Here is an 18,844-nt window from a genome sequence, read left to right on the forward strand (position 1 = left end):
GCTCGTCAGGACGGGGGCGGGGATGATCGCGAGCCTTCCCTCGCGCTTCAGGCGGGTGCAGAGGTCCCAGTCCTCGAAGAGGGGCAGGCCGGCGTAGCCCCCGATGCGCTCGAAGGCGCCCCGCCGCGCGAAGATGGCCTGGTCGCCGAAGAAGGTGCGCCACAGGCGGGTGCGGGTGTTGGCGCTCCAGCTGATGAAGCGGCTGAACCCGCCCTCGCGGTCGAAGCGGTGGCGGAAGCCCCCGCCCGCGTTGGACGAATCGCGCAGGGCCCCCTCGATGAGGCCGAGCGCCCCGGGCGGGAGCCGGGTGTCGCAGTGCAGGAAGAGGAGGATTTCGCCCCGGGCGAGGGCGGCCCCGGCGTTCATCTGGCGGGCCCGGCCGGGCGGCGAGACGGCCAGGCGGGCGGGGGGGGAGACGGCCTCCGGGGTTCCGTCCGCGCTCCCCCCGTCGGCCACGATGACCTCGCGCTCCCCCTCCAGGCCCTCCAGCTCCCGGAGGAAGGCCCGCAGCCTTTCCCGCTCGTTCAGCACCGGGATCACGATGGAGATCACCGCCGCCCCCGTACGTCCCGATATGCAAGGGTTTCCCCGGGTTGCCCCCTCTCCGGGCGGTCCCTATCATAGTGGGGTTCTCGCGCCGCGGGAATGCCGCCGCGCCTTTGGCTGGGACACCGATATGCGCCCGTATTCGAGGATTCTCCCGCGGCTGCTCGGCGCGCTGGCGCTGGCGGCCGCTTTCGTTCTGCCCCCCGCCGCCCCGGCGGCTTCCCCCGCGCCCCCGGCCGCGTCCGCCCCCGGCCGGAACGAGTCGGCGGCGCTCCTCCTCCTCCGGGAGACGGTGACCCTCCTCGAGGAGAGCTACGTCACGCTCCCCGACATGCGGAAGGCCTACGGCGAGGGGCTCGCCGCCCTCGGCCGCGCCGCCGGCAAGGACAAGGTGGAGGTCACCTCCACGGGCCCCCGCTCCTTCCGCCTCCGCTCGGACGGCGAGCAGATTGAGGCCCGGATCGAGGGGAGCTCGCGGGCCTCCCTCCAGGAGTTCGAGCAGGCCTACCGCTTCGCCCTGGGGCACGCCTCGGGGGACAAGCGGGAGATGGAGATCATGTACGAGGCGCTCGGGGCCATGGTCACCGCGCTCGACCCCTACAGCTCGTTCATGCCCCCGGAGCGGTTCCGCGCCCTGCAGGAGGAGACCTCGGGCCGCTACGGCGGCATCGGGCTCACCATCTCGCAGAAGGACGGGAAGCTGATCGTCGTCTCCCCGCTCGAGGACTCGCCCGCCTCCAAGGCGGGCATCGAGGCCGGCGACGAGATCGTCTCGGTGGACGGCGAGCCCGTGGACGGCCGGCCCCTGCCCGCCGCCGTGCGCCGGATGCGGGGGCCTCCCGCCACCGAGGTGCGCCTGGGCATCCTGCGGAAGGGCTGGAGCGAGCCGCGCGTCTTCACCCTGACCCGCGCCCTCGTGCACATCCAGAGCGTGAAGGCCCGGTTCTTCGAGGGGGGGTGGGGCTACATCCGCCTCAGCGCCTTCCATGAGGAGACGAGCCAGGAGCTCGAGCGCGTCCTCTCGCGGCTGAGGCGGGTGGGCGCGAAGGGGCTCATCCTCGACCTGCGCAACAACCCGGGGGGCCTCCTCGTCCAGTCAGTGCGCTCGGCCGAGCACTTTCTCCCGGAGGGCAGCATGGTGGTCTTCACCCGGGGCCGCCACCGCGGCCAGGCCATGCACTTCCGCACCCACGCCGACGGCCTCTGGACCCGGCAGCCCATGGTCGTCCTGATCAACAAGGGCAGCGCCAGCGCCTCGGAGATCGTGGCGGGGGCCCTCCAGGACCTCGACCGGGCCTACGTGGTCGGCGCGACCACCTTCGGGAAGGGCTCGGTGCAGACCATCCTCCCCCTGAGCCATGGAGCCGGCATCCGCCTCACCACGGCGAAGTACTACACGCCCCTGGGCCGGGAGATCGACCAGAAGGGCGTCTCGCCCGACCTTGAGGTGGCCGAGCAGGCGGGGGCGCCCCCGCGCGTCCCTCCCAAGGCCTCCTGGCCCGAGCCGGTCCCCGCTCGCGGGGAAGATCCCGCCCTCGACGCCGGGCTGGAGATCCTGCGCGAGGCGGGGCCGAGGGCGGACATGGAGGCGCTGCGGCTCGCCGCCCTGCGGGTGCGGGCGCGGCGGACTGAAGGCGTGCGCCAGGCGGACGTGCCGGCGCGGTAGGCCTGCCAATAATTCTCGGGTGAGGTGGGTAAGGTCCGTCATTCCGAGCGCCAGCGAGGAATCTGCTTCTGAAAAGCAGATTCCTCAGCCGCGGAGCCTGTCCTGAGCGAGGCGAAGGGCTCCTTCGGAATGACAAAAATCGTATTCCCGTTTCCCAACTCATGAATGGCGGTGCGGGTTTCCTTTACACCGGCGTGAACGCCAGGATGGCCGCCGCCGCGAGGGCCATGCCCGCCATCTTCCGCGGCGTCAGGCGCTCCCCCATCCACAGCGTCGCGAGCAGGGCGCTCACCACGAAGCTGAGCTGGGCGATGGGCGTCACCACGCTCGCCTCCCCGGTCCGGTAAGCGGCCAGCAGGGCGATCAGCCCCGTCAGGAGGCAGGCCCCCGTCACCAGCGAGTGCGCCCATCCCGCGCGCGAGAAGCGCGGCCCCCCCTGGGCGAAGAAGGCGTAGCCGAACGCGATGAGGATGAAGAACGTCCCCTGGCTGTGGAGGAGCATGGCCGGGGCGGTGCCCGCCGAAACGCCCACCTTGTAGACGACGTTCAGGAGGCCGACGGAGGTCATCGCCGCCACCGCCCAGGCGATGGAGGCGGGGCTCACCCCCGGTACCGCCCTTTTCCTGCGGCCGAACTCCGACAACAGGAAGATGGCGGCCCCCGCCAGGGCGAAGCCCGTCCCCTTGCGCGCCGTCATCGGTTCCCCCAGGAAAAGGATGGCGGCCAGCGCCGTCACCACGAAACTGATGCGGTAGATGGGCGTGGTTACGCTCGCCTGGCCGAGGGCGACGCTCCGCATGAAGGCCCAGAAGCCCAGGAAGGTGAGGAGCCCAGCCGCCACCCCGAGCAGGGCGGGCGGCGTCCAAGCGTATACTCCTTGCAGGTATGCCCACAGGCCCGTCGCCGGGACGAAAAAGCAGGCCTGGGAGCTGGTCATGGTCCCGGGGGTGATGCCGCGGCGGGTGGCCCGGCCGTAGGTGAAGTCCGCAATGCCCACCAGGACCATGGCCACCAGGGCGAGCTGGATGTAGGACGGGATCATCTTCTCTGCCTTCTCCCTGAACCGAGCCCCCTTGAACCTAGTCCTAGCCTTTTGCAGGAAAACCCTGAATTTTCGTAAGGTTATCCCTTGCGGAGACCTGGTGTTTTGCTATATTGGTTCCGAGTTCGCCTACCGGTTCTTCTCAAGGTGAGACAGATGGTTCGGATGATCGACCTCATTAAAAAGTCTGGCGGAGGGGACGAAGAGCCCGATCGCAAACAGCGGGAGACTCTTCCGGATTCTCTTCCCGAGAAAGGCCCCCTCCGCTTTCCCTCGGCCGAGGACTTCGCCCGGGCGGGCGCCCCCGCGGCCCCGGCCGCCCGCCGCGCCGCGCCGGCCGCTCCCTCGCGGGAGCGCGGCTCCCTCTTGCAGGGCGATCTTGAGGAATCCCGGGGCGGGGGCCTCAGCACCCCCAAGAACCTCGGCGTCAAGCAGCGCTACTGCCCCTACCTGGGCGGGAAGGCCAAGCGCGAGAGCCTGCAGGACTACCCGGCCGCGTCCAACGTTTGTTACGCCCAAGAGTCCCAGGAGCGCAAGCTGCTGCGGACCTATACGCTTCCCTATGCCGCCATCTCGGCGCAGCGCCAGCGGGAGTTCTGCTTGTCCTCCTCCTACGCGCGCTGTCCCGTGTACCAAGCGAAGGAGAAGGCCTCGGCGAAGGCCTGACCCCCGCGTCGAGGATCCCCGCCGTTGCTGGCGCTCCGGTTCGGCCGGCATGGACCCGCCGTCGAGGAAATCCACGTTCCCCGTCCCGGCCCAGGCGAGGCGCTCGTGCGCGTGCGGCTGGCGGGCGTCTGCGCGACCGATCTGGAGATCCTGAAGGGGTACATGGGTTTCCAGGGCGTCCTGGGGCACGAGTTCGTGGGGGTGGTGGAGGGGCCGGCGGGCCATCCTTTGTTGGGCCGGCGGGTCGTCGGGGAGATCAACTGCGGCTGCGGGGCCTGTGATTGGTGCGCCTCGGGGCTCGAGCGCCACTGCCCGAAGCGGACGGTGCTCGGCATCCTGGGCCGGGCCGGAGCCTTCGCCGAGTTCCTCGCCCTGCCGGAGCGCAACCTGCATGAGGTCCCGGCGGGGGCGGCGGACGAGGCGGCCGTCTTCTGCGAGCCCCTCGCCGCCTGCTTCGAGCCGCTGGCGCAGCGGCCGGAGCTGGCCCGGAGCCGCGTCCTGGTGATCGGGGACGGGCGGCTGGGGCTGCTCCAGGCCCAGGTGCTCCGCCGGGCGGGGGCGGAGGTGGCCGTGCTGGGGCGCCACCCGGCGAAGCTGTCCCTCCTGGAGGGCCTGGGGATCGCCCGCTTCACCGCCCCGGCGGAGGCCGGGGCGGAGGGCCGCTGGCCCGCCGTGGTGGAGGTCACGGGGACGGCCGGGGGGTTCGGCCTGGCCCTCTCCCTCACCGCGCCGAGGGGGCTCCTGGTCCTGAAGAGCACCGTCGCCGCCCGGGAGCCCCTGGACCTGGCCCCGGCGGTGATCGACGAGATCGAGATTTTGGGCTCCCGCTGCGGGCCGTTCCCGCCCGCGCTGGAGGCCCTGGCCTTGGGGGCCGTCCGGACGGCCCCGATGATCCACGCCCGGTTCCCGCTGGCGGAGGGGCTCGAGGCCCTGCGGCGGGCCGGGGAGAGGGGGACGCTCAAGGTGCTCCTGGCGCCCTGAGCCGCTCCGGGAGTCCCGGGTGGCGGGCCTCGTCCGGGCGTGACAGAATGGCCCCATACTTGACGGGGATGCTTCCATGGCATGGTCCCGTTTCCTTCAGCCGAATCCTCCGCGCCGGGGGATATTCCTCCTCCCGGCCCTGCTGGCCGCCTTCCTCCTCGGGGCTGCGGCGCCTTCCTTTTCGGCCCCGCCCGCGCCCGTGGGGCCCCACGAGAAGCAGCGCGTCGATCGCCTCGTCGCCCATCTGAAGCGGCTGCAACGGCCCGAGGACTGGCTCCTCGCGCGCAAGCTCTTCTCGAGCGACCGCTCCGTACAGCTCCGCGCCCTGGCGAGCTGCCCGACGCCCGAGAACGAGTGGCCGTGGTACTTCTCCTCCCGCCACATGGAGGAGTACAGCTTCTCCGTGGATTTCATCCCGGTCAGCATGGACGGCGACCCGGAGGAGGAGACGCTCGTCATCCTTCAGTCCGACCCAGGCGAGGTCAGCTACGTGACCTTCTGCCTCCTGGACGATGAGAAGCGCGGCCGCGCCCCTATCGCCTCCTACAGCGAGATCAGCCGGAGCCGCTCCCTCACCTTCCAGCTCGTGAACCTGACGGGGGAGGGGGGGAACGAGCTGCTCGTCTTCGCCCGCGAGGATAACGGGGGGCGCGCCACCGACACCGTCCGCGTCATCAAGCTCTCGAAGACCCGGCGGTTCGAGATGGTGTGGTTCGCCCGCCTGCAGGAGGAGTTCCGCTGGCCCGCGCGGCCGGACGGGCGGAACGCCGGCAAGCTCGTCGAGCGGCTGGAGCAGTTCCGCACCAAGGTGCGGCTCCAGTTCGACGGGCCCCAGGCCCCGGCTACTCTGATCCTCAAGGGGGAACGGGAGTTGGAAGAGGTGGTATCATCCCCCTCCGGGAACGGGCCCGTCAGCCAGAAGTCGCTGCGGACCCTCTCCTTCGAGGAGCACTGGCGCTGGGACGACCGCCTCTACCAGTTCGTCCGCGTCTCGCAGTCGCCCTGAGCGGCCCCGCCGCCATCGGCCACCCGGACACCTGAATGGAAAGGCAGCCGATGCCGGTCCCGCGCCCCGTCATGCTCATCGTCCTCGACGGCTGGGGGCTCCGCGAGGAGCGCTCCCACAACGCCGTGGCCCTCGCGCGCACTCCCGTCATGGATTCCCTCCTCGCCGCCCGGCCGAACACCCGCCTGCGCACCTGCGGCCGCGCGGTGGGGCTGCCCGACGGGCAGATGGGAAACTCCGAGGTGGGCCACCTCAACCTGGGGGCGGGGCGGGTGGTGAACCAGGACATCCGCCGCATCGAGGCCGCCATCGAGGACGGCGGCTTCGACCGCAACCCCGTTCTTCTCGAGGCGGCGCGGGCGGCGAAGCGGAGCGGCGGCGCCCTTCACGTGATGGGGTTGGTGTCGGATGGGGGCGTGCACAGCCATCAGGACCACGGCGTGGCCGCCGCCCGGCTCGCCCGGCGCGAGGGCGTCGAGCGCATCTTCGCTCACGCCTTCACCGACGGCCGAGACACTCCTCCCCGGTCAGGCCGGGAGTTCGTCGCCAAGTTCGCCGGGGACCTGGAGCGCGAGGCGGGAGCGCGGGTCGCCACCGTCATGGGACGCTACTACGCCATGGACCGCGACAAGCGCTGGGAGCGCACCGAGCGAGCCTACCGCGCCCTGGTGAGGGGAGAAGGCATCCCTGCGGCCGATCCCGCCGCCGCCGTCGAGGATTCCTACGCGAAGGACGTGACGGACGAGTTCATCGAGCCGCGCGTCATCCAGGCGGATGGGGGTCCCCTCGCCGCCATCCGGGACGGCGACTCCGTCGTGTGCTTCAACTTCCGGTCGGACCGCGCGCGCCAGCTCACCCGCGCCCTGGTCATCCCGGGCTTCGACGGCTTCGGCGTCCCGGGGCGCCCGCGCATCCACTACGCCTGCATGACGGTGTACGACGAAACCTTCCACCTGCCCGCGGCCTTCCCGCCCCAGGCGATGACGGGCCTCTTCTGCCACGCCTTAGAGGCGGCCGGGAAGACCTGCCTCCGCACGGCGGAGACCGAGAAGTACCCGCACGTTACCTTCTTCTTCAACGGCGGAGTGGAGGAGCCCCCCAGGGGCGAGCGGCGGATCATGGTCCCCTCGCCCAAGGTGGCCACCTACGACCTCCAGCCCGAGATGAGCGCCGAGGGCGTCACCGAGGTCGTCCTCCGGGCGATCGAGGAAGGGAAGGACGACGCCATCGTGGTCAACTACGCCAATCCCGACATGGTGGGGCACACGGGGGTGGAGGCGGCGGCGGTGAAGGCGGTCGAGACGGTGGACGCGTGCCTGGGCCGGGTGCTGCGCGCGCTCGAGGCCAAGGGGGGCGCGGCCGTCGTCACGGCCGACCACGGCAACTGCGAGCAGATGTGGGACGAGAAGACCAACGGCCCCCACACCGCCCACACCCTGAACGACACCCCCTGCATCGTGATCGACCCCGGCTACCGGGGCGCCCTCCGGGCCGGCGGGGCGCTCTGCGACGTGGCCCCCACCCTCCTGGGGCTGATGGAGCTCGAGCCCACCCCCGAGATGACGGGCAAGGACCTGCGCCTCCACCGCACGGAGCGCTGACGGATGGCCGTCCCCGACTTCGCCGCCGTGGAGGCGATGTTCCGCCGCGAGATCGCGGGTCTCGCCGACGCCCAGCTCGACTGGGAGGACCCGGGGGAGGAGTGGTCCCGGTGGAGCATCCGCCGCCAGGTGAGCCACGTCTCGCTGGCCTACTTCTTCTGGTTCGCCAAGATGTGGGGAAAGACGCTCTGGCCCGAGGCGCCCCCGCCCGACCCGGTGGACTTCCGCAAGTCCCTCGTCTACGACCGGCGGCTGGATGAGGAGAAATACTGGCGGCTCGAGGATCTCCTGCCCAAGTTCGCCGAGGCCATGGCCTTGGCCCGGCGCGCGGCCGAGGGCCGGTCGCCGGAGGAGCTCCGCTCCCTCGCCCTGACGCGGACCTTCCCGTCCGATCTCAAAATGGGACAGACCGATCTGCCGGTGTACCGGTTCTGGTCCTATGTCTCGACATTTCATGACGATGGAGTCACGCAGCATGCCGAGGACGAAACCACCTTCACCTTCACCCTGGAGGGAATGCTCCGTCACATGCACTGGGAGGCGCTGGTGCACCTGCGCACCATCCAGCGGCTGAAGGCGGCCCAGGGCCTCCCACCCGCGAACCCGCTTCCGAGGACGGGCTATCTCCTCGACCCCTTCTTCTGGGGGCCGGAGGACGCGCCCGCCTTCTAAAAATCAGGTGTTTTCCAGTGATCCCGTATTTACTTGGAAGGGATTTTGTCTGGTATAATTCGCGGACTGCCGAATGCGCCGGTGTGTGTCCGGGTGCCGCCGGGCCAAGAGGATGTTCCGGATGAAGATGTCGGATTTGAACCTGGTGGTCATCCAGAAACAGGATGTCGGCCGCGACGTGCTGCGCGACATTCTGCGCCGGTGCGGACTGAAGAGCCTCCAGATGTTCTCCTCGGGCTCCGAAATGCTGGCGGCCCTCAAGACCCAGGTCAAGAAGTGGAACATCATCATCGTGGACAGTGCCCAGCCGGACGCCCTCGATCTCGTGAAGAAAATCCGGGAATCGGGGGGGGCCTCACTCAAAATCCTCATCCTCTTCTCGGGGCCGACCAAGGAAGAGGTCGTGAATGCCATTCAGGCGGGGGTCAATGACTTCCTCACCATGCCCTTCTCCCAGGCCACGGTGGAGGAGAAGCTGAACAAGCTCATGGGCGTGGAAAAAAAGACGTTCACGACCCCCCCCTCCATCTTCCAGCGCAAGCTCTAGCCGTCTTTCCCCCGTCTCCCGGGGCTCGGGGCCGGCGGCCTTCCCTCCCGGGGAGGCTTTTTTCGGAACCATCATGCACCGCTTCCTCCAGCGACTCCTGGCTTGGATATCCGGGCCCGCCGCCCCGCCCGGCCAGGACTCTGCCCGGCCTTTGTCCCTCCCCATGGCCCCGGCGGCGGGCGGCGCTCCGCCCGGCCTGGCCGAGACGCTCCGGGCCCACTTCCGCTGGGTGGAGACGGGCGGCAAGGAGGGCCGCCGGGCCGATTTCGGCGGAAAATCCCTGCGCCTCGCCAGCCTCTTCATGGCGAACCTCCGGGGGGCCGGCCTGCGCGGGGCCGATCTCCAGAAGGCGGAAATCCAGTGGGCGGACCTGGCGGGCGCGGACCTGGAGGGAGCCGATCTCGCCGGGGCGGACCTGTTCCAGTCGAACCTGGAGGGCGCCCGTCTCGCCCGGGCCTGCCTGAGGGAGGCGGGGCTCCTGTCCGCGAACGCCGCGGGGGCCGATTTCGAGGGAGCCGATCTGGAGGGGGCGGATTTGAGAGGAGCCTGTTTCCGGCGGGCCCGGCTCGCCGGAGCCCGCCTGGGCCGGGCGGACCTGCGCGGGGCGGACCTCTCGGGCGCGCGGGGGCTTTCGCCGGAGCAGCTCGCCTCGGCCCTGACGGACGATTCCACCCTCCTGCCGGGGAGCCCGGCCGGGAGCGGCGAGGAAAAATGAGCGCGGACCTCTCCCGGTTCCTCCTCTGGCTGCTCCCGCGGGGGGCGCGGCGGGCCTACGCGCGCGGCGCGAGCCTTCCGCAGGCGCTGGGGCTCTCGGGATCCGCGCCCAAGACCTTCGAGGAGGCGCTCGCGGCCCACCGCCTCTGGGCGGAGACGGGCGGGCAGAGCGGCGTGCGGGCCGACTTCACGGGCCAGGATTTTGGGGGCAAGGACCTTCGGGGAGCCATGCTCCGGACGGCCATCCTCGCCGGGGCCAATCTGGAGGGCGCCCGGGCGGAGAAGGCCGTGCTCCTGTCGGCCGATCTTCGGAAAGCCCGCCTCCGCGGGGCGTCCCTGCGGGGGGCGCTCTGCCTGGGGGCCGACCTGCGAGAGGCCGATCTCGAAGGGGCGGACCTGACGGGGGTCACCCTCCGGGCGGCCAAGCTCCAGGGGGCCGCCCTGTGGGGGGCCCGGCTGGACGGGGCCGACCTGCAGGGCGCGCACCTCGAGGGGGCGGACCTGCGGGACGCCTCCCTCGCGGGGGCCAATCTCGCGCGCGCCCATCTGGACGGCTCCGATCTCCGGGGGGCGGACCTCGCCGGGGCCCTGGAGATGCTCCCGGCCCAGGCCGCCTCCGCCGTGACGGACGGTTCCACCCGCCTTCCGGAATTCGGACCATCGGGAAATGATTCAAAATCATAGCACCCATCGCTGCCCGTATGTCCCGATCGCCCTATATTTCATATGATCTGTCGCCGGGTCCTTGGAGCGTCCAGCCGCGTCCGGAATCCTGGAATGAGAGGCAGACCCCCGGAATGAATCGAACCGGCTCCATCCTGGCCGCAGTTTTCCTGGCGGCCGCCTGCCTGGGGGCGGCGGCCCTCGCGCCGAGCCGGGTCCATGCCTTGAGCATGGCCGAGATGAAGCAGTTCTCCCAGGCCATGTCGGACATGACCCAGAGGATCCTGCAGACGGAGGAGGCGGCCCGGGGGCAAATCGCGCAGGCGAACGCGGAGATGGACGCGCAGGAGCGGGGCGCCTCCTCCCCGCCTGAGGCGCGGGCGGCCATCGGCCGCATCGAGGGCCACCTCCGGGCGGCGCGCGAGGGGCTCCAGGACGCCAAGGGGCAGATGAGCCGGCTCGCCGACCTTTACCAGCGGGAGCTGGCGCGGTCCCGCGGCGAGCGCAGGGGAAAGCCCGAATCCGAGGAAGACAAGCTCGCCACGGTCCGCTTCAACGAGGCCTACCGCGAGTCCGAGTCCCGTGCCGGGCGGGGATACGAGCAGGCCCTGTATGCCCTCATGCGGGCGGAGGAACGCTTCCTCGCCCTGAAGAAGAAGGCGAGCGGAGGCGTCCCGCCCGGGAACTAGCCCGGTTTCCGGCGGCGCCTGCCCAGCCGGGTCCTTCCACGCCGCGTGGCCCTCCGCCACCGCGGTTGCTATAATGATTTTTATTGGCCATTCCACCGCGCGGCGGGCGAGGGGAGCGGAGCTTCGGCCCCTGCCTTCGACGGAAGTCGCCGCGCCCGGGCCCGGCCCTCCTCCTTCCTGAATGGGTGAGCCGTGGAGACGCGCCGTCCCGACGACAAGCGCGCGGTCCCCGGCGGCCCGGGCGGGACGGCCATCGAGTTCAAGGCCGTCCACAAGTGGTTCGGCGAGAATCACGTGCTGCGCGACATCAACCTGGCCGTCCGGGCGGGGGAGGTGGTGGTGGTCTGCGGCCCCTCGGGGTCGGGCAAGTCCACCCTCATCCGCTGCGTGAACGGGCTGGAGCCCATCCAGTCGGGCGAGTTGCGCGTGCTGGGCGAGCGCATCAACCGCGCCGGAGTGGACATGCCCGCCCTCCGGTCGCGGGTGGGCATGGTCTTCCAGTCCTTCAACCTTTTCCCGCACATGACGGCGCTGGAGAACATCACCCTCGGCCCGATCAAGGTGAAGGGGGCTTCGCGGGAGGAGGCCGAGAGGGCGGGGCGCGGGCTGCTCGAGCGGGTGCGCATCCCCGACAAGGCCGGTGCCTATCCCGCGAACCTCTCGGGGGGCCAGCAGCAGCGGGTGGCCATCGCCCGGGCGCTCGCCATGCAGCCCGGGATCATGCTCTTCGACGAGCCGACCTCCGCCCTGGACCCCGAGATGATCAACGAGGTCCTCGACGTGATGACGGATCTGGCGAGGGACGGGATGACCATGATGGTCGTCACGCACGAGATGGGCTTCGCCCGGCGGGTGGCCAGCCGGGTCGTCTTCATGGACGGGGGGCAGGTGGTCGAGGAGGCGCCGCCCCAGGAGTTCTTCGCCGCGGCGCGGTCGGAGCGCGCGCGGGAGTTCCTGTCCAAGATACTCACCCACTGATCGCGATCGGAGGAAAGCCATGAGACGTCTGCTGACCGCTCTTCTGGCGCTGTCCCTGGCGGGCTGGGCCGCGCCGGCCGCCGCCGCCGAATCCACCCTCGAGAAGATCAGCCGCACCGGCACCCTCACCATCGGCACCCGGCGGGGCTCCCCGCCCTTCGGCTTCGTCAACGCCAAGAACGAGTGGGTGGGCTTCTCCATCGACCTGGTCGAGCAGGCCATCAAGCCCGTCATCGAGCGGCACCTCAAGAAGGGGATCAAGGTCGAGAAGAAGGAATCTTCCCCCGCCACCCGCATCCCGCTCCTCACCTCGCGGGCGGTGGACCTCATCGCCGAGACGATGACGGACACCCGCGCCCGGCGCGAGAGCGTGGACTTCAGCTTGACCTTCTTCGTGACGGGCGCCCAGTTCCTGGTCAAGAAGGGGAGCCCCATCAAGGGCATCCAGGACATCGCCGGCAAGCGCATCGCCGCCCAGCAGGGCTCGACCAACGCGCGCATCATCCGGGCGCGCGTGCCGAACGCCAACCTGCGGGAGTTCCCCGACCAGCCGGCCGCCTTCCAGGCCCTCACGCAGGGGCAGGTGGACGCCTACACGAACGACGGCATCCAGCTCGCGGGTCTCATCGCCAAGGCGCCCCGGCCGGGCGACTGGCAGATCGTGGGGGACTTCTACTCCTACGAGCCCTACGGCATGGCCGTGCGCGAGAACGAGTCGGACTTCCTCGATCTCGTCAACGCGGGACTGATGGAGGCCATCGATTCCGGCAAGTACTTCGAGCTCTACGAGAAATGGTTCGGCCCGAAGGGAGACGTGCCGTATCCCCTCACGCCCGAGAACAAGCGCTTCCTCGTCATGCAAGTGGTCCCGAAGTAGGGGACGGCTCCCTTGCGCTATGAGTTCCACTGGAGCGTGCTCTGGAGCGGCCAGACCGGGGGCTGGCTGCTCCAGGGCCTCCTCGTCACCCTCGCCATCTCCGGCTTGGCGTGGGTCCTGGCGGTGGCGTTGGGGGTGGTGTCCGGGGCGCTGCGGACGGGGCCCTGGCGGCCCTTGCGGGCCGGCGCGGCGGCCTACGTCGAGTTCTTCCGGAACGTGCCCCTGCTGGTCTGGATGTTCTTCTGGTACTTCGGGGTCCCCCCGCTCCTGCCGGCGGTGATCCGCGACTGGCTCTTCGACCACGGGGCCGAGTTCTGGGCGGGGATGCTGGCCCTGGGCGTCTACCACGGGGCGCGGATGTCCGAGGTCATCCGCTCGGGCATCCAGTCCATCCCCCGCACCCAGTTCGAGGCGGCCTACGCCATGGGGCTCACCCCGGGCCAGGTCTACCGGCTCGTCATCGTGCCCATCGCGCTGCGGCTCATCGTTCCCCCGGCCACGAACGAGTCCCTCAACCTCCTGAAGAACTCCTCCGTCGCCCTCACCATCAGCGTAGCCGAGCTCACCTTCCAGACCCGCCAGATCGAAACCTACACCGCCCGGGCCATCGAGGCGCTGACGGCGGGCACGGTCATCTACCTGGCGCTCTGCCTCGGGATCGCCTGGATCATGGGGCGCGTCGAGCGCCGCTTCGCCATCCCGGGCCTCATCGCGCGCGGGGGGGCCTGAGCCGTGTTCGACTTTGGCGTCGTCCTCAATAACCTGGAATTCCTCCTCGTCCAGGGCCTCCTGGGCCTGGGCGCCTTCGGGGGAGGGACGCTGGCCCTGGCCGTCCCGGCCATCGTCCTGGGCTTCCTCCTCGGCATCTTCGTCGGGCTGGCGCGCCTCGCGCGCTCGCCCCTCGTCCGCCTGCCGGCGGCGGCCTACGTCGAGTTCTTCCGGGGCGTGCCCCTGGTGATGGTCATCTTCTGGATCTGGTTCATCATGCCCCAGCTCCTGGGCATGGCCATCCCGGAATACGAGGTGGCGCTCACCGCCTTCGTGATCTTCGAGGCCGCCTACTTCGGCGAGATCGTGCGGGCCGGCATCCAGTCGGTGCCGCGGGGGCAGGTGGAGGCGGCGGCCTCGGTGGGGCTCACCGGAGCCCAGACCATGCGCTGGGTGGTGCTCCCCCAGGCCCTGCGCAACATGGTGCCCTCCCTGGTGACCCAGATGATCGTGCTCTTCAAGGATACCTCCCTCGCCTCCATCATCGGCTACGTGGACTTGACCAAGGCCGCCCAGATCGTGAACAACCGCGAGATCCGGCCCCTGGAGCTCTACCTCTTCATCGCGGTGGTCTATTGGATCTTCGCCTATTCCCTCTCCCGCCTGGCGCGGCGCTACGAGCACCGCATCCAGGCGGCTTGAGCGCGGGGGCGGAGGAAGGGCATAGTGGAGGGATCTCCAGCCGGGAATGCCCCACATGGCCCTGCTTGGAAGGGTGAGGGAGAACGTGATTGTGTAGGGGCGGCCCCCCGTGGCCGCCCTTCACCATCCGATCCATCGGGGCAGGCACGGGGGCCTGCCCCTACGGATACTGCATACGAGGAAGCCCGAATGACCGACGATCTCTGCTACGCCCCCGTCCACGAGCTCGCGGGCCGCATCGCGAAGAAGGAGCTCTCGCCCCTCGACGTGGTGGAGGCCAATCTCAAGCGCATCGAGGAGGTGAACCCCAAGGTGCTGGGCTTCATCCACGTGACGGGGGACCAGGCGCGGAAGGAGGCGAAAAGAGCGGGCGAGGAGATCGCGGCCGGGCGCCGGAAGAGCCCCCTGCACGGCATCCCCTTCGGAGTGAAGGACATCATCGACACGGCCGGGGTGCGCACCACCATGGGCTCGGCCTTCTTCATGGACCGGGTGCCGGAGGCGGACGCCTTCTCGGTGGCGGGGCTGAAAAGAGCGGGGGCCATCCTCCTCGGCAAGTGCCACACCCAGGAGTTCGCCTCGGGGCCCCTGAGCCACAACCCCCACCTGGGCACCGCCCGGAACCCCTGGGACCTCTCCCGCATCACGGGTGGCTCGAGCACGGGCTCGGCCGCCTCGGTGGCCTCGGGCATGGCGCCCGCCGCCCTGGGGACGGACACCGGGAGCTCCATCCGGGGCCCGGCCACCCACTGCGGCATCGTGGGGCTCAAGCCCACCCACGGGCGGGTGAGCCTCTCGGGGGTGTGCCCCAACGCCCTGAGCTACGACCACGTGGGGCCGCTCGCCCGCACCGTGCGGGACGCCGCCCTCGTGCTCCAGGCCATCGCCGGCTACGACCCGGCCGACCCCTACAGCCGGGACGTGCCGGTGCCGGACTTCTCGGCCGACCTGGACAAGGGCGTGAAGGGCATGCGGCTCGCGCTCTGCCCGGACCTCTGCGAGAACGCCGAGGTGGACGCCGAGATCCAGCTCGCCTTCGACCGCGCGGTGGGGGTGCTGCGGGAGCTCGGGGCCAGGGTGGAGACGCTCCCCTTCTCCGAGGCCAAGAAGATCCGGCCCGTGAACGAGGCCATCATGTCCCACGAGTTCATCGAGTTCCACCGCCCGCTCTACGCCAAGGACCCCTCCAAGTACGGCGACTTCACCCGCAAGCGCATCGAGGACCGAATCGGGAAGGGCGATCCCGACGCCTTCATCCGCGCCCAGCGCCAGCGGGAGCTCCTGCGCCGGGCCGTGCTCGCGCTCTTCGAGAGGGCGGACATCCTCCTCACCCCGGGGCTGCCCTGCATCGCCCCCTCCATCGACACCCTGAAGAGCAAGGTGAACGGCAAGGAGATCGACTACTCCCTCAGCGTCACCCAGCCCTTCCTCACCCACCAGAACATGACGGGCTTCCCGGCCCTGGTGGTTCCCACAGGGCTCTCGGCCGAGGGGCTGCCCATGTCCATCCAGTTCATCGGCCCCCCCTGGGAGGAGGGGCGGGTTCTCCGGGCGGGCCAGGCCTATGAGGAGGCCACCCCCGAGCTGCGGAACCGCCGCCCGCCGGTCTGAGGGAATGAAAGATGGCTCACCGGCCTTATCCGGTTATGATCGGCTGGTTTCGGCCGGTCCCGGAGGAGTCTGGTATGAGGAGAAAGGCGGGGAGGCGGATGCGCCCGGCGGCGGCCTTGGCACTGGCTGTCCTTATCCTCGGGGGAGGGGCGTGGGCGGAGGAACTTCACATCCACTATCCCTGGCGGGAGGCGGTCGTGGTGGTCCCCGCCCCGGAGGGGTTCATCCTGGGCCGCATGAACGAGAAGCTCGTCCTCGACCGCCTGTCGCGCCTGCCCGCCGGCAAGAAGTTCCCCGCCGTCCTTTACCTCCACGGCTGTTCCGGGGTGGCGCCCGAGAATTTCGACTACATCCACCTCCTGGCGGGGGAGGGCTACGCCGTCGTCGCCCCCGACAGCTTCGCCCGCCCGGACCGTCCCGAAACCTGCGACCCCAAGCGCTACGCGGGCGTCCTCGGAGCCCCGCAGGCGGAAGTGAACCGGATGCGGCGGGAGGAGATCCAGGAATCTCTCGAGCACCTGCGGAGGCTGCCGTGGGTGGACCAGCGCAATATCTTCCTCATGGGGCACAGTCAGGGGGGCGGCGCGGCCTCAAGCTATTCCGGCGGGGGCTTCCGGGGGGTGATCCTGAGCGGCTCGCTCTGCCCCTCCGGGCTGAACGCGCCCGCCGGGACGCCCGTCCTCGCGCTCTATTCCAAACGCGACCCCTGGCTCCAGGGCCGCGACCCGCGGAGCTGCGAGGCGCGCGGGAAGGAGCGGGGGCTCCCGATCGAGTTCCATCTCTTTCCCGGCAACTTCCACAACCAGGCCAAGAATCCCCAGGCCCGCGAGCTCATCCTCGATTTCCTGAGGCGCCACACCGAGCCCTCCGCCCGCATGACGGGCAGCGTCCGGTGAGCCGGCTCGGGCCGGCGCTCGCGCTGGCCGCCCTGCTTCTGATGGAAGCCGCGCCGGCGCGGGCGGCGGACTGGCGGGAGGAGGCGCGGGTCGCCTGGGAGCGCGCCTACGTCATGCTCCCCGTGGCGAGGGACCGCCTCATCGGGGGCCGGATGGGCGACGCCCTCGTCCGCGAGGAGCTGGCCGCGCTGGCCCCGGGGAGGAGGCTCCCCGCCGTCCTCTACATCCACGGCTGCTCGGGCCTCGTGCCCGGCAATTTCGATTACATGAACTTGCTGGCGGAGGCCGGCCACGCCGTCATCGCCCCGGACAGCTTCGCGCGGCCCGGCCGCCCCAAGACGTGCGACCCCCGGCGCCACCGGGGCATCCCGGGGGCCCCCTTCGCCCGGGTGGCCGCCATGCGGCAGGAGGAAATCGCCTACTCCCAGGAGCGCCTCCGGGACCTGGCCTGGGTGGATCACGAGCGGGTCTTCCTCATGGGCCACAGCCAGGGCGGAGGCGCCGCCGCGGCCTACCCCAACGGGGGCTTCCGCGGGGTGATCGTAAGCGGCTCGACCTGCCAGTACGGGATGAACGCGCCCGAGGGGACGCCGGTGCTGGCCCTCTACTCCGGGAACGACCCCTGGCGCGGGAGGCGTTCCCCCCGGGGGTGCGCGGACTGGGGACGGGTCTACCACCGGCCCATCGAATTTCATCTCTTCACGGGTGACGCCCACAACCTGGCCGGAGACGCCCGGGCGCGGTCGCTCATTCTCGATTTCCTCAAGCGGCGCTCGGCCCCCCGCTGAGGCGAAGGGAGGGCGTTTGCGCCCCCGCGGGGGCGCGGCCTATGATCGGCCCCCTGGCGATTCTGTCCCCGGCGCAGCCCAAAGACGGAGGAGAAGCGATGAACCCCGCAACTGCATGGGCCGAGCGGGAGGTGGAAATCCTCCGCGAGCAGGACGCCGCCCATGTCTGGCACCCCCTACTCAACCACAGCACCCTGGCGAAGAACCCCCTGAGCGTCATGGTCACGGCCCAGGGATGCACCGTCACCGACGCCTCCGGGAAGACCTACATCGACGCCATGGCGGGGCTCTGGTGCGTGAACGTCGGCTACGGCCGCAAGGAGGTGGCCGAGGCCGCCTACCGGCAGCTCCTGGAGCTCCCTTACTACCCCCTCACCCAGATCAACGCCCCCGCCGCCCGCCTCGCCGCCAAGCTGGCGGATATCCTTCCGGGGGGGGTGACCCGCGTCTGGTTCTCGAACAGCGGCTCCGAGGCGGTGGACACCGCCCTCAAGATCGCCCGCGCCTGGGGCCGGCTGAACGGGGGCAGCCGCTACAAGATCATCGCCCGCTACCAGGGCTACCACGGCGCCACCCTGGGCGGGGCGAGCCTCACGGGGCAGACCCACCGGAGGCGCCAGTTCGAGCCCCTGCTGCCCGGGGTGCTCCACGTCCAGGCGCCCTACTTCTACCGCAGCGGCGCGAAGACCGAGGAGGAGCTGGCCGAGCGCTGCGCCGAGGAGCTCGACGCCGTCATCCGCTACCAGGGGCCCGAGACGGTGGCGGCCTTCATCGCCGAGCCCGTCATCGGCGGGGGCGGCGTCATCCCGCCCCCCGGGGACTACCTCAAGCTCATGCGCGAGGTGTGCAGCCTCCACGGCGTCCTCATGATCTGCGACGAGGTGATCACGGGCTTCGGCCGCACCGGCCAGATGTTCGCCTCCGACCTCTACGGTGTAAAACCCGACATCATGACGCTGGCCAAGGGGCTGAGCAGCGCCTATCTGCCCATCGGGGCCACCGCCGTGACGGAGGAGATATTCCAGGCGCTCAACGCCGAGGGGGAGTCGGGCTTCCTCCAGATCAACACCTACGGCGGCCACCCGGCCTCGTGCGCCGCGGCCCTCAAGAACCTCGAGATCCTCATCGGCGAGGACCTCCCCGCCAACGCCCGCAAGGTCGGGGCGCGCCTCGGCGCGGCGCTGAACCGGTTGGGCGACCTCCCCTCGGTGGGGGACGTGCGCGGGGTGGGGCTCATCTGGGGGGTGGAGCTCGTCGAGGAGGACGGCGCCCCGCTCAACAACGACGCGGTGGGCCGCATCCTCCGCTACGCGCGGGAGGACGGCGTCATCCTCAGCAAGAACGCGGGCGTCGCCAACGGCCCCTCCAACACCCTCACCATCAGCCCCCCGCTCGTGATCACCGAGCGCGAGGCGGACCGCGTGGCCGAGGTCCTGGAGGGCGCCCTGCGGCGCCACCTCGCCGAGACCTGATCGCCGGTGCCCTGCGGCG

Annotated in this window: 20 protein-coding genes; 18 read left to right on the top strand and 2 right to left on the bottom strand. The window is 70.5% G+C overall.

The features are described from left to right. Positions 1-552, bottom strand: a 552-nt coding sequence (locus HYZ11_13190; GenBank protein MBI3128553.1) for a TIGR04283 family arsenosugar biosynthesis glycosyltransferase, incomplete at its 3' end; no start/stop codon positions are given. Positions 553-676: 124 nt separating this feature from the next. Here HYZ11_13190 and HYZ11_13195 point away from each other — a divergent pair. Next, complete coding sequence (locus HYZ11_13195; protein MBI3128554.1) at positions 677-2,212, top strand: S41 family peptidase; 1,536 nt, start codon at positions 677-679, stop codon at positions 2,210-2,212. 184 nt (positions 2,213-2,396) lie between these two features. On the opposite strand, the gene HYZ11_13200 is transcribed toward HYZ11_13195, so the two are convergent. After that, the gene (locus HYZ11_13200) at positions 2,397-3,254 is read right to left on the bottom strand and encodes a DMT family transporter (GenBank protein ID MBI3128555.1); all 858 of its coding nucleotides are present in this window, start codon (positions 3,252-3,254) and stop codon (positions 2,397-2,399) included. A gap of 156 nt (positions 3,255-3,410) precedes the next feature. On the opposite strand from HYZ11_13200, the gene HYZ11_13205 reads away from it, so the two are divergent. The 17 genes from HYZ11_13205 to HYZ11_13285 all read left to right on the top strand — a co-directional run bounded on the left by HYZ11_13205 (position 3,411) and on the right by HYZ11_13285 (position 18,825). Next, positions 3,411-3,920, top strand: coding sequence for a hypothetical protein (locus HYZ11_13205; protein MBI3128556.1), 510 nt, complete (start codon positions 3,411-3,413; stop codon positions 3,918-3,920). A 24-nt stretch (positions 3,921-3,944) separates the two neighbouring features. After that, positions 3,945-4,901: an alcohol dehydrogenase catalytic domain-containing protein gene (locus HYZ11_13210; protein MBI3128557.1), complete on the top strand. Its 957-nt coding sequence runs from the start codon at positions 3,945-3,947 to the stop codon at positions 4,899-4,901. Between the two features lie 76 nt (positions 4,902-4,977). Next, a complete protein-coding gene (locus HYZ11_13215; GenBank protein ID MBI3128558.1) occupies positions 4,978-5,907 on the top strand; it encodes a hypothetical protein in 930 nt (309 codons plus the stop codon). 50 nt (positions 5,908-5,957) lie between these two features. Beyond that, a complete protein-coding gene (locus tag HYZ11_13220; GenBank protein ID MBI3128559.1) occupies positions 5,958-7,508 on the top strand; it encodes a 2,3-bisphosphoglycerate-independent phosphoglycerate mutase in 1,551 nt (516 codons plus the stop codon). A 3-nt stretch (positions 7,509-7,511) separates the two neighbouring features. Next, a complete protein-coding gene (locus HYZ11_13225) occupies positions 7,512-8,180 on the top strand; it encodes a hypothetical protein (GenBank protein ID MBI3128560.1) in 669 nt (222 codons plus the stop codon). A gap of 121 nt (positions 8,181-8,301) precedes the next feature. Then, positions 8,302-8,727: a response regulator gene (locus tag HYZ11_13230; protein ID MBI3128561.1), complete on the top strand. Its 426-nt coding sequence runs from the start codon at positions 8,302-8,304 to the stop codon at positions 8,725-8,727. A gap of 73 nt (positions 8,728-8,800) precedes the next feature. Beyond that, on the top strand, positions 8,801-9,442 hold the full coding sequence (locus tag HYZ11_13235; protein ID MBI3128562.1) for a pentapeptide repeat-containing protein: 642 nt from the start codon (positions 8,801-8,803) through the stop codon (positions 9,440-9,442). Further along, positions 9,439-10,125 carry a pentapeptide repeat-containing protein gene (locus HYZ11_13240; GenBank protein ID MBI3128563.1) on the top strand — a complete coding sequence of 229 codons (687 nt, stop codon included), beginning with the start codon at positions 9,439-9,441 and terminating at the stop codon, positions 10,123-10,125. Before HYZ11_13235 ends, HYZ11_13240 begins: the two co-directional genes overlap by 4 nt. Positions 10,126-10,238: 113 nt before the next feature. Further along, positions 10,239-10,793: a hypothetical protein gene (locus tag HYZ11_13245; protein MBI3128564.1), complete on the top strand. Its 555-nt coding sequence runs from the start codon at positions 10,239-10,241 to the stop codon at positions 10,791-10,793. A 252-nt stretch (positions 10,794-11,045) separates the two neighbouring features. Beyond that, positions 11,046-11,771, top strand: a complete 726-nt coding sequence (locus tag HYZ11_13250) for an amino acid ABC transporter ATP-binding protein (GenBank protein MBI3128565.1) — start codon at positions 11,046-11,048, stop codon at positions 11,769-11,771. A gap of 19 nt (positions 11,772-11,790) precedes the next feature. Continuing rightward, complete coding sequence (locus HYZ11_13255) at positions 11,791-12,648, top strand: transporter substrate-binding domain-containing protein (GenBank protein ID MBI3128566.1); 858 nt, start codon at positions 11,791-11,793, stop codon at positions 12,646-12,648. A 12-nt stretch (positions 12,649-12,660) separates the two neighbouring features. Then, positions 12,661-13,377 carry an amino acid ABC transporter permease gene (locus tag HYZ11_13260; protein ID MBI3128567.1) on the top strand — a complete coding sequence of 239 codons (717 nt, stop codon included), beginning with the start codon at positions 12,661-12,663 and terminating at the stop codon, positions 13,375-13,377. A 3-nt stretch (positions 13,378-13,380) separates the two neighbouring features. After that, positions 13,381-14,058: an amino acid ABC transporter permease gene (locus tag HYZ11_13265; protein MBI3128568.1), complete on the top strand. Its 678-nt coding sequence runs from the start codon at positions 13,381-13,383 to the stop codon at positions 14,056-14,058. Positions 14,059-14,247: 189 nt separating this feature from the next. Further along, positions 14,248-15,669: an amidase gene (locus HYZ11_13270; protein ID MBI3128569.1), complete on the top strand. Its 1,422-nt coding sequence runs from the start codon at positions 14,248-14,250 to the stop codon at positions 15,667-15,669. Positions 15,670-15,743: 74 nt separating this feature from the next. Continuing rightward, complete coding sequence (locus tag HYZ11_13275; GenBank protein ID MBI3128570.1) at positions 15,744-16,565, top strand: alpha/beta fold hydrolase; 822 nt, start codon at positions 15,744-15,746, stop codon at positions 16,563-16,565. Then, positions 16,562-17,353 carry a dienelactone hydrolase family protein gene (locus HYZ11_13280; protein MBI3128571.1) on the top strand — a complete coding sequence of 264 codons (792 nt, stop codon included), beginning with the start codon at positions 16,562-16,564 and terminating at the stop codon, positions 17,351-17,353. The genes HYZ11_13275 and HYZ11_13280 overlap by 4 nt, the downstream gene beginning before the upstream one ends. 98 nt (positions 17,354-17,451) lie before the next feature. Next, the gene (locus HYZ11_13285) at positions 17,452-18,825 is read left to right on the top strand and encodes an aminotransferase class III-fold pyridoxal phosphate-dependent enzyme (protein ID MBI3128572.1); all 1,374 of its coding nucleotides are present in this window, start codon (positions 17,452-17,454) and stop codon (positions 18,823-18,825) included. Positions 18,826-18,844 lie beyond the last annotated feature (19 nt).

The organism is Candidatus Tectomicrobia bacterium, assembly GCA_016192135.1.
GTDB lineage: Bacteria > UBA8248 > UBA8248 > UBA8248 > UBA8248 > 2-12-FULL-69-37.

What these genes read in the sequence shown, in the direction of transcription:
- HYZ11_13195 (MBI3128554.1), top strand. Translation starts at nt 677, where the DNA reads ATGCGCCCGTATTCGAGGATTCTCCCGCGGCTGCTCGGCGCGCTGGCG.
- HYZ11_13200 (MBI3128555.1), bottom strand. Translation starts at nt 3,254, where the DNA reads ATGATCCCGTCCTACATCCAGCTCGCCCTGGTGGCCATGGTCCTGGTG.
- HYZ11_13205 (MBI3128556.1), top strand. Translation starts at nt 3,411, where the DNA reads ATGGTTCGGATGATCGACCTCATTAAAAAGTCTGGCGGAGGGGACGAA.
- HYZ11_13215 (MBI3128558.1), top strand. Translation starts at nt 4,978, where the DNA reads ATGGCATGGTCCCGTTTCCTTCAGCCGAATCCTCCGCGCCGGGGGATA.
- HYZ11_13220 (MBI3128559.1), top strand. Translation starts at nt 5,958, where the DNA reads ATGCCGGTCCCGCGCCCCGTCATGCTCATCGTCCTCGACGGCTGGGGG.
- HYZ11_13225 (MBI3128560.1), top strand. Translation starts at nt 7,512, where the DNA reads ATGGCCGTCCCCGACTTCGCCGCCGTGGAGGCGATGTTCCGCCGCGAG.
- HYZ11_13230 (MBI3128561.1), top strand. Translation starts at nt 8,302, where the DNA reads ATGAAGATGTCGGATTTGAACCTGGTGGTCATCCAGAAACAGGATGTC.
- HYZ11_13235 (MBI3128562.1), top strand. Translation starts at nt 8,801, where the DNA reads ATGCACCGCTTCCTCCAGCGACTCCTGGCTTGGATATCCGGGCCCGCC.
- HYZ11_13240 (MBI3128563.1), top strand. Translation starts at nt 9,439, where the DNA reads ATGAGCGCGGACCTCTCCCGGTTCCTCCTCTGGCTGCTCCCGCGGGGG.
- HYZ11_13245 (MBI3128564.1), top strand. Translation starts at nt 10,239, where the DNA reads ATGAATCGAACCGGCTCCATCCTGGCCGCAGTTTTCCTGGCGGCCGCC.
- HYZ11_13255 (MBI3128566.1), top strand. Translation starts at nt 11,791, where the DNA reads ATGAGACGTCTGCTGACCGCTCTTCTGGCGCTGTCCCTGGCGGGCTGG.
- HYZ11_13270 (MBI3128569.1), top strand. Translation starts at nt 14,248, where the DNA reads ATGACCGACGATCTCTGCTACGCCCCCGTCCACGAGCTCGCGGGCCGC.
- HYZ11_13275 (MBI3128570.1), top strand. Translation starts at nt 15,744, where the DNA reads ATGAGGAGAAAGGCGGGGAGGCGGATGCGCCCGGCGGCGGCCTTGGCA.
- HYZ11_13285 (MBI3128572.1), top strand. Translation starts at nt 17,452, where the DNA reads ATGAACCCCGCAACTGCATGGGCCGAGCGGGAGGTGGAAATCCTCCGC.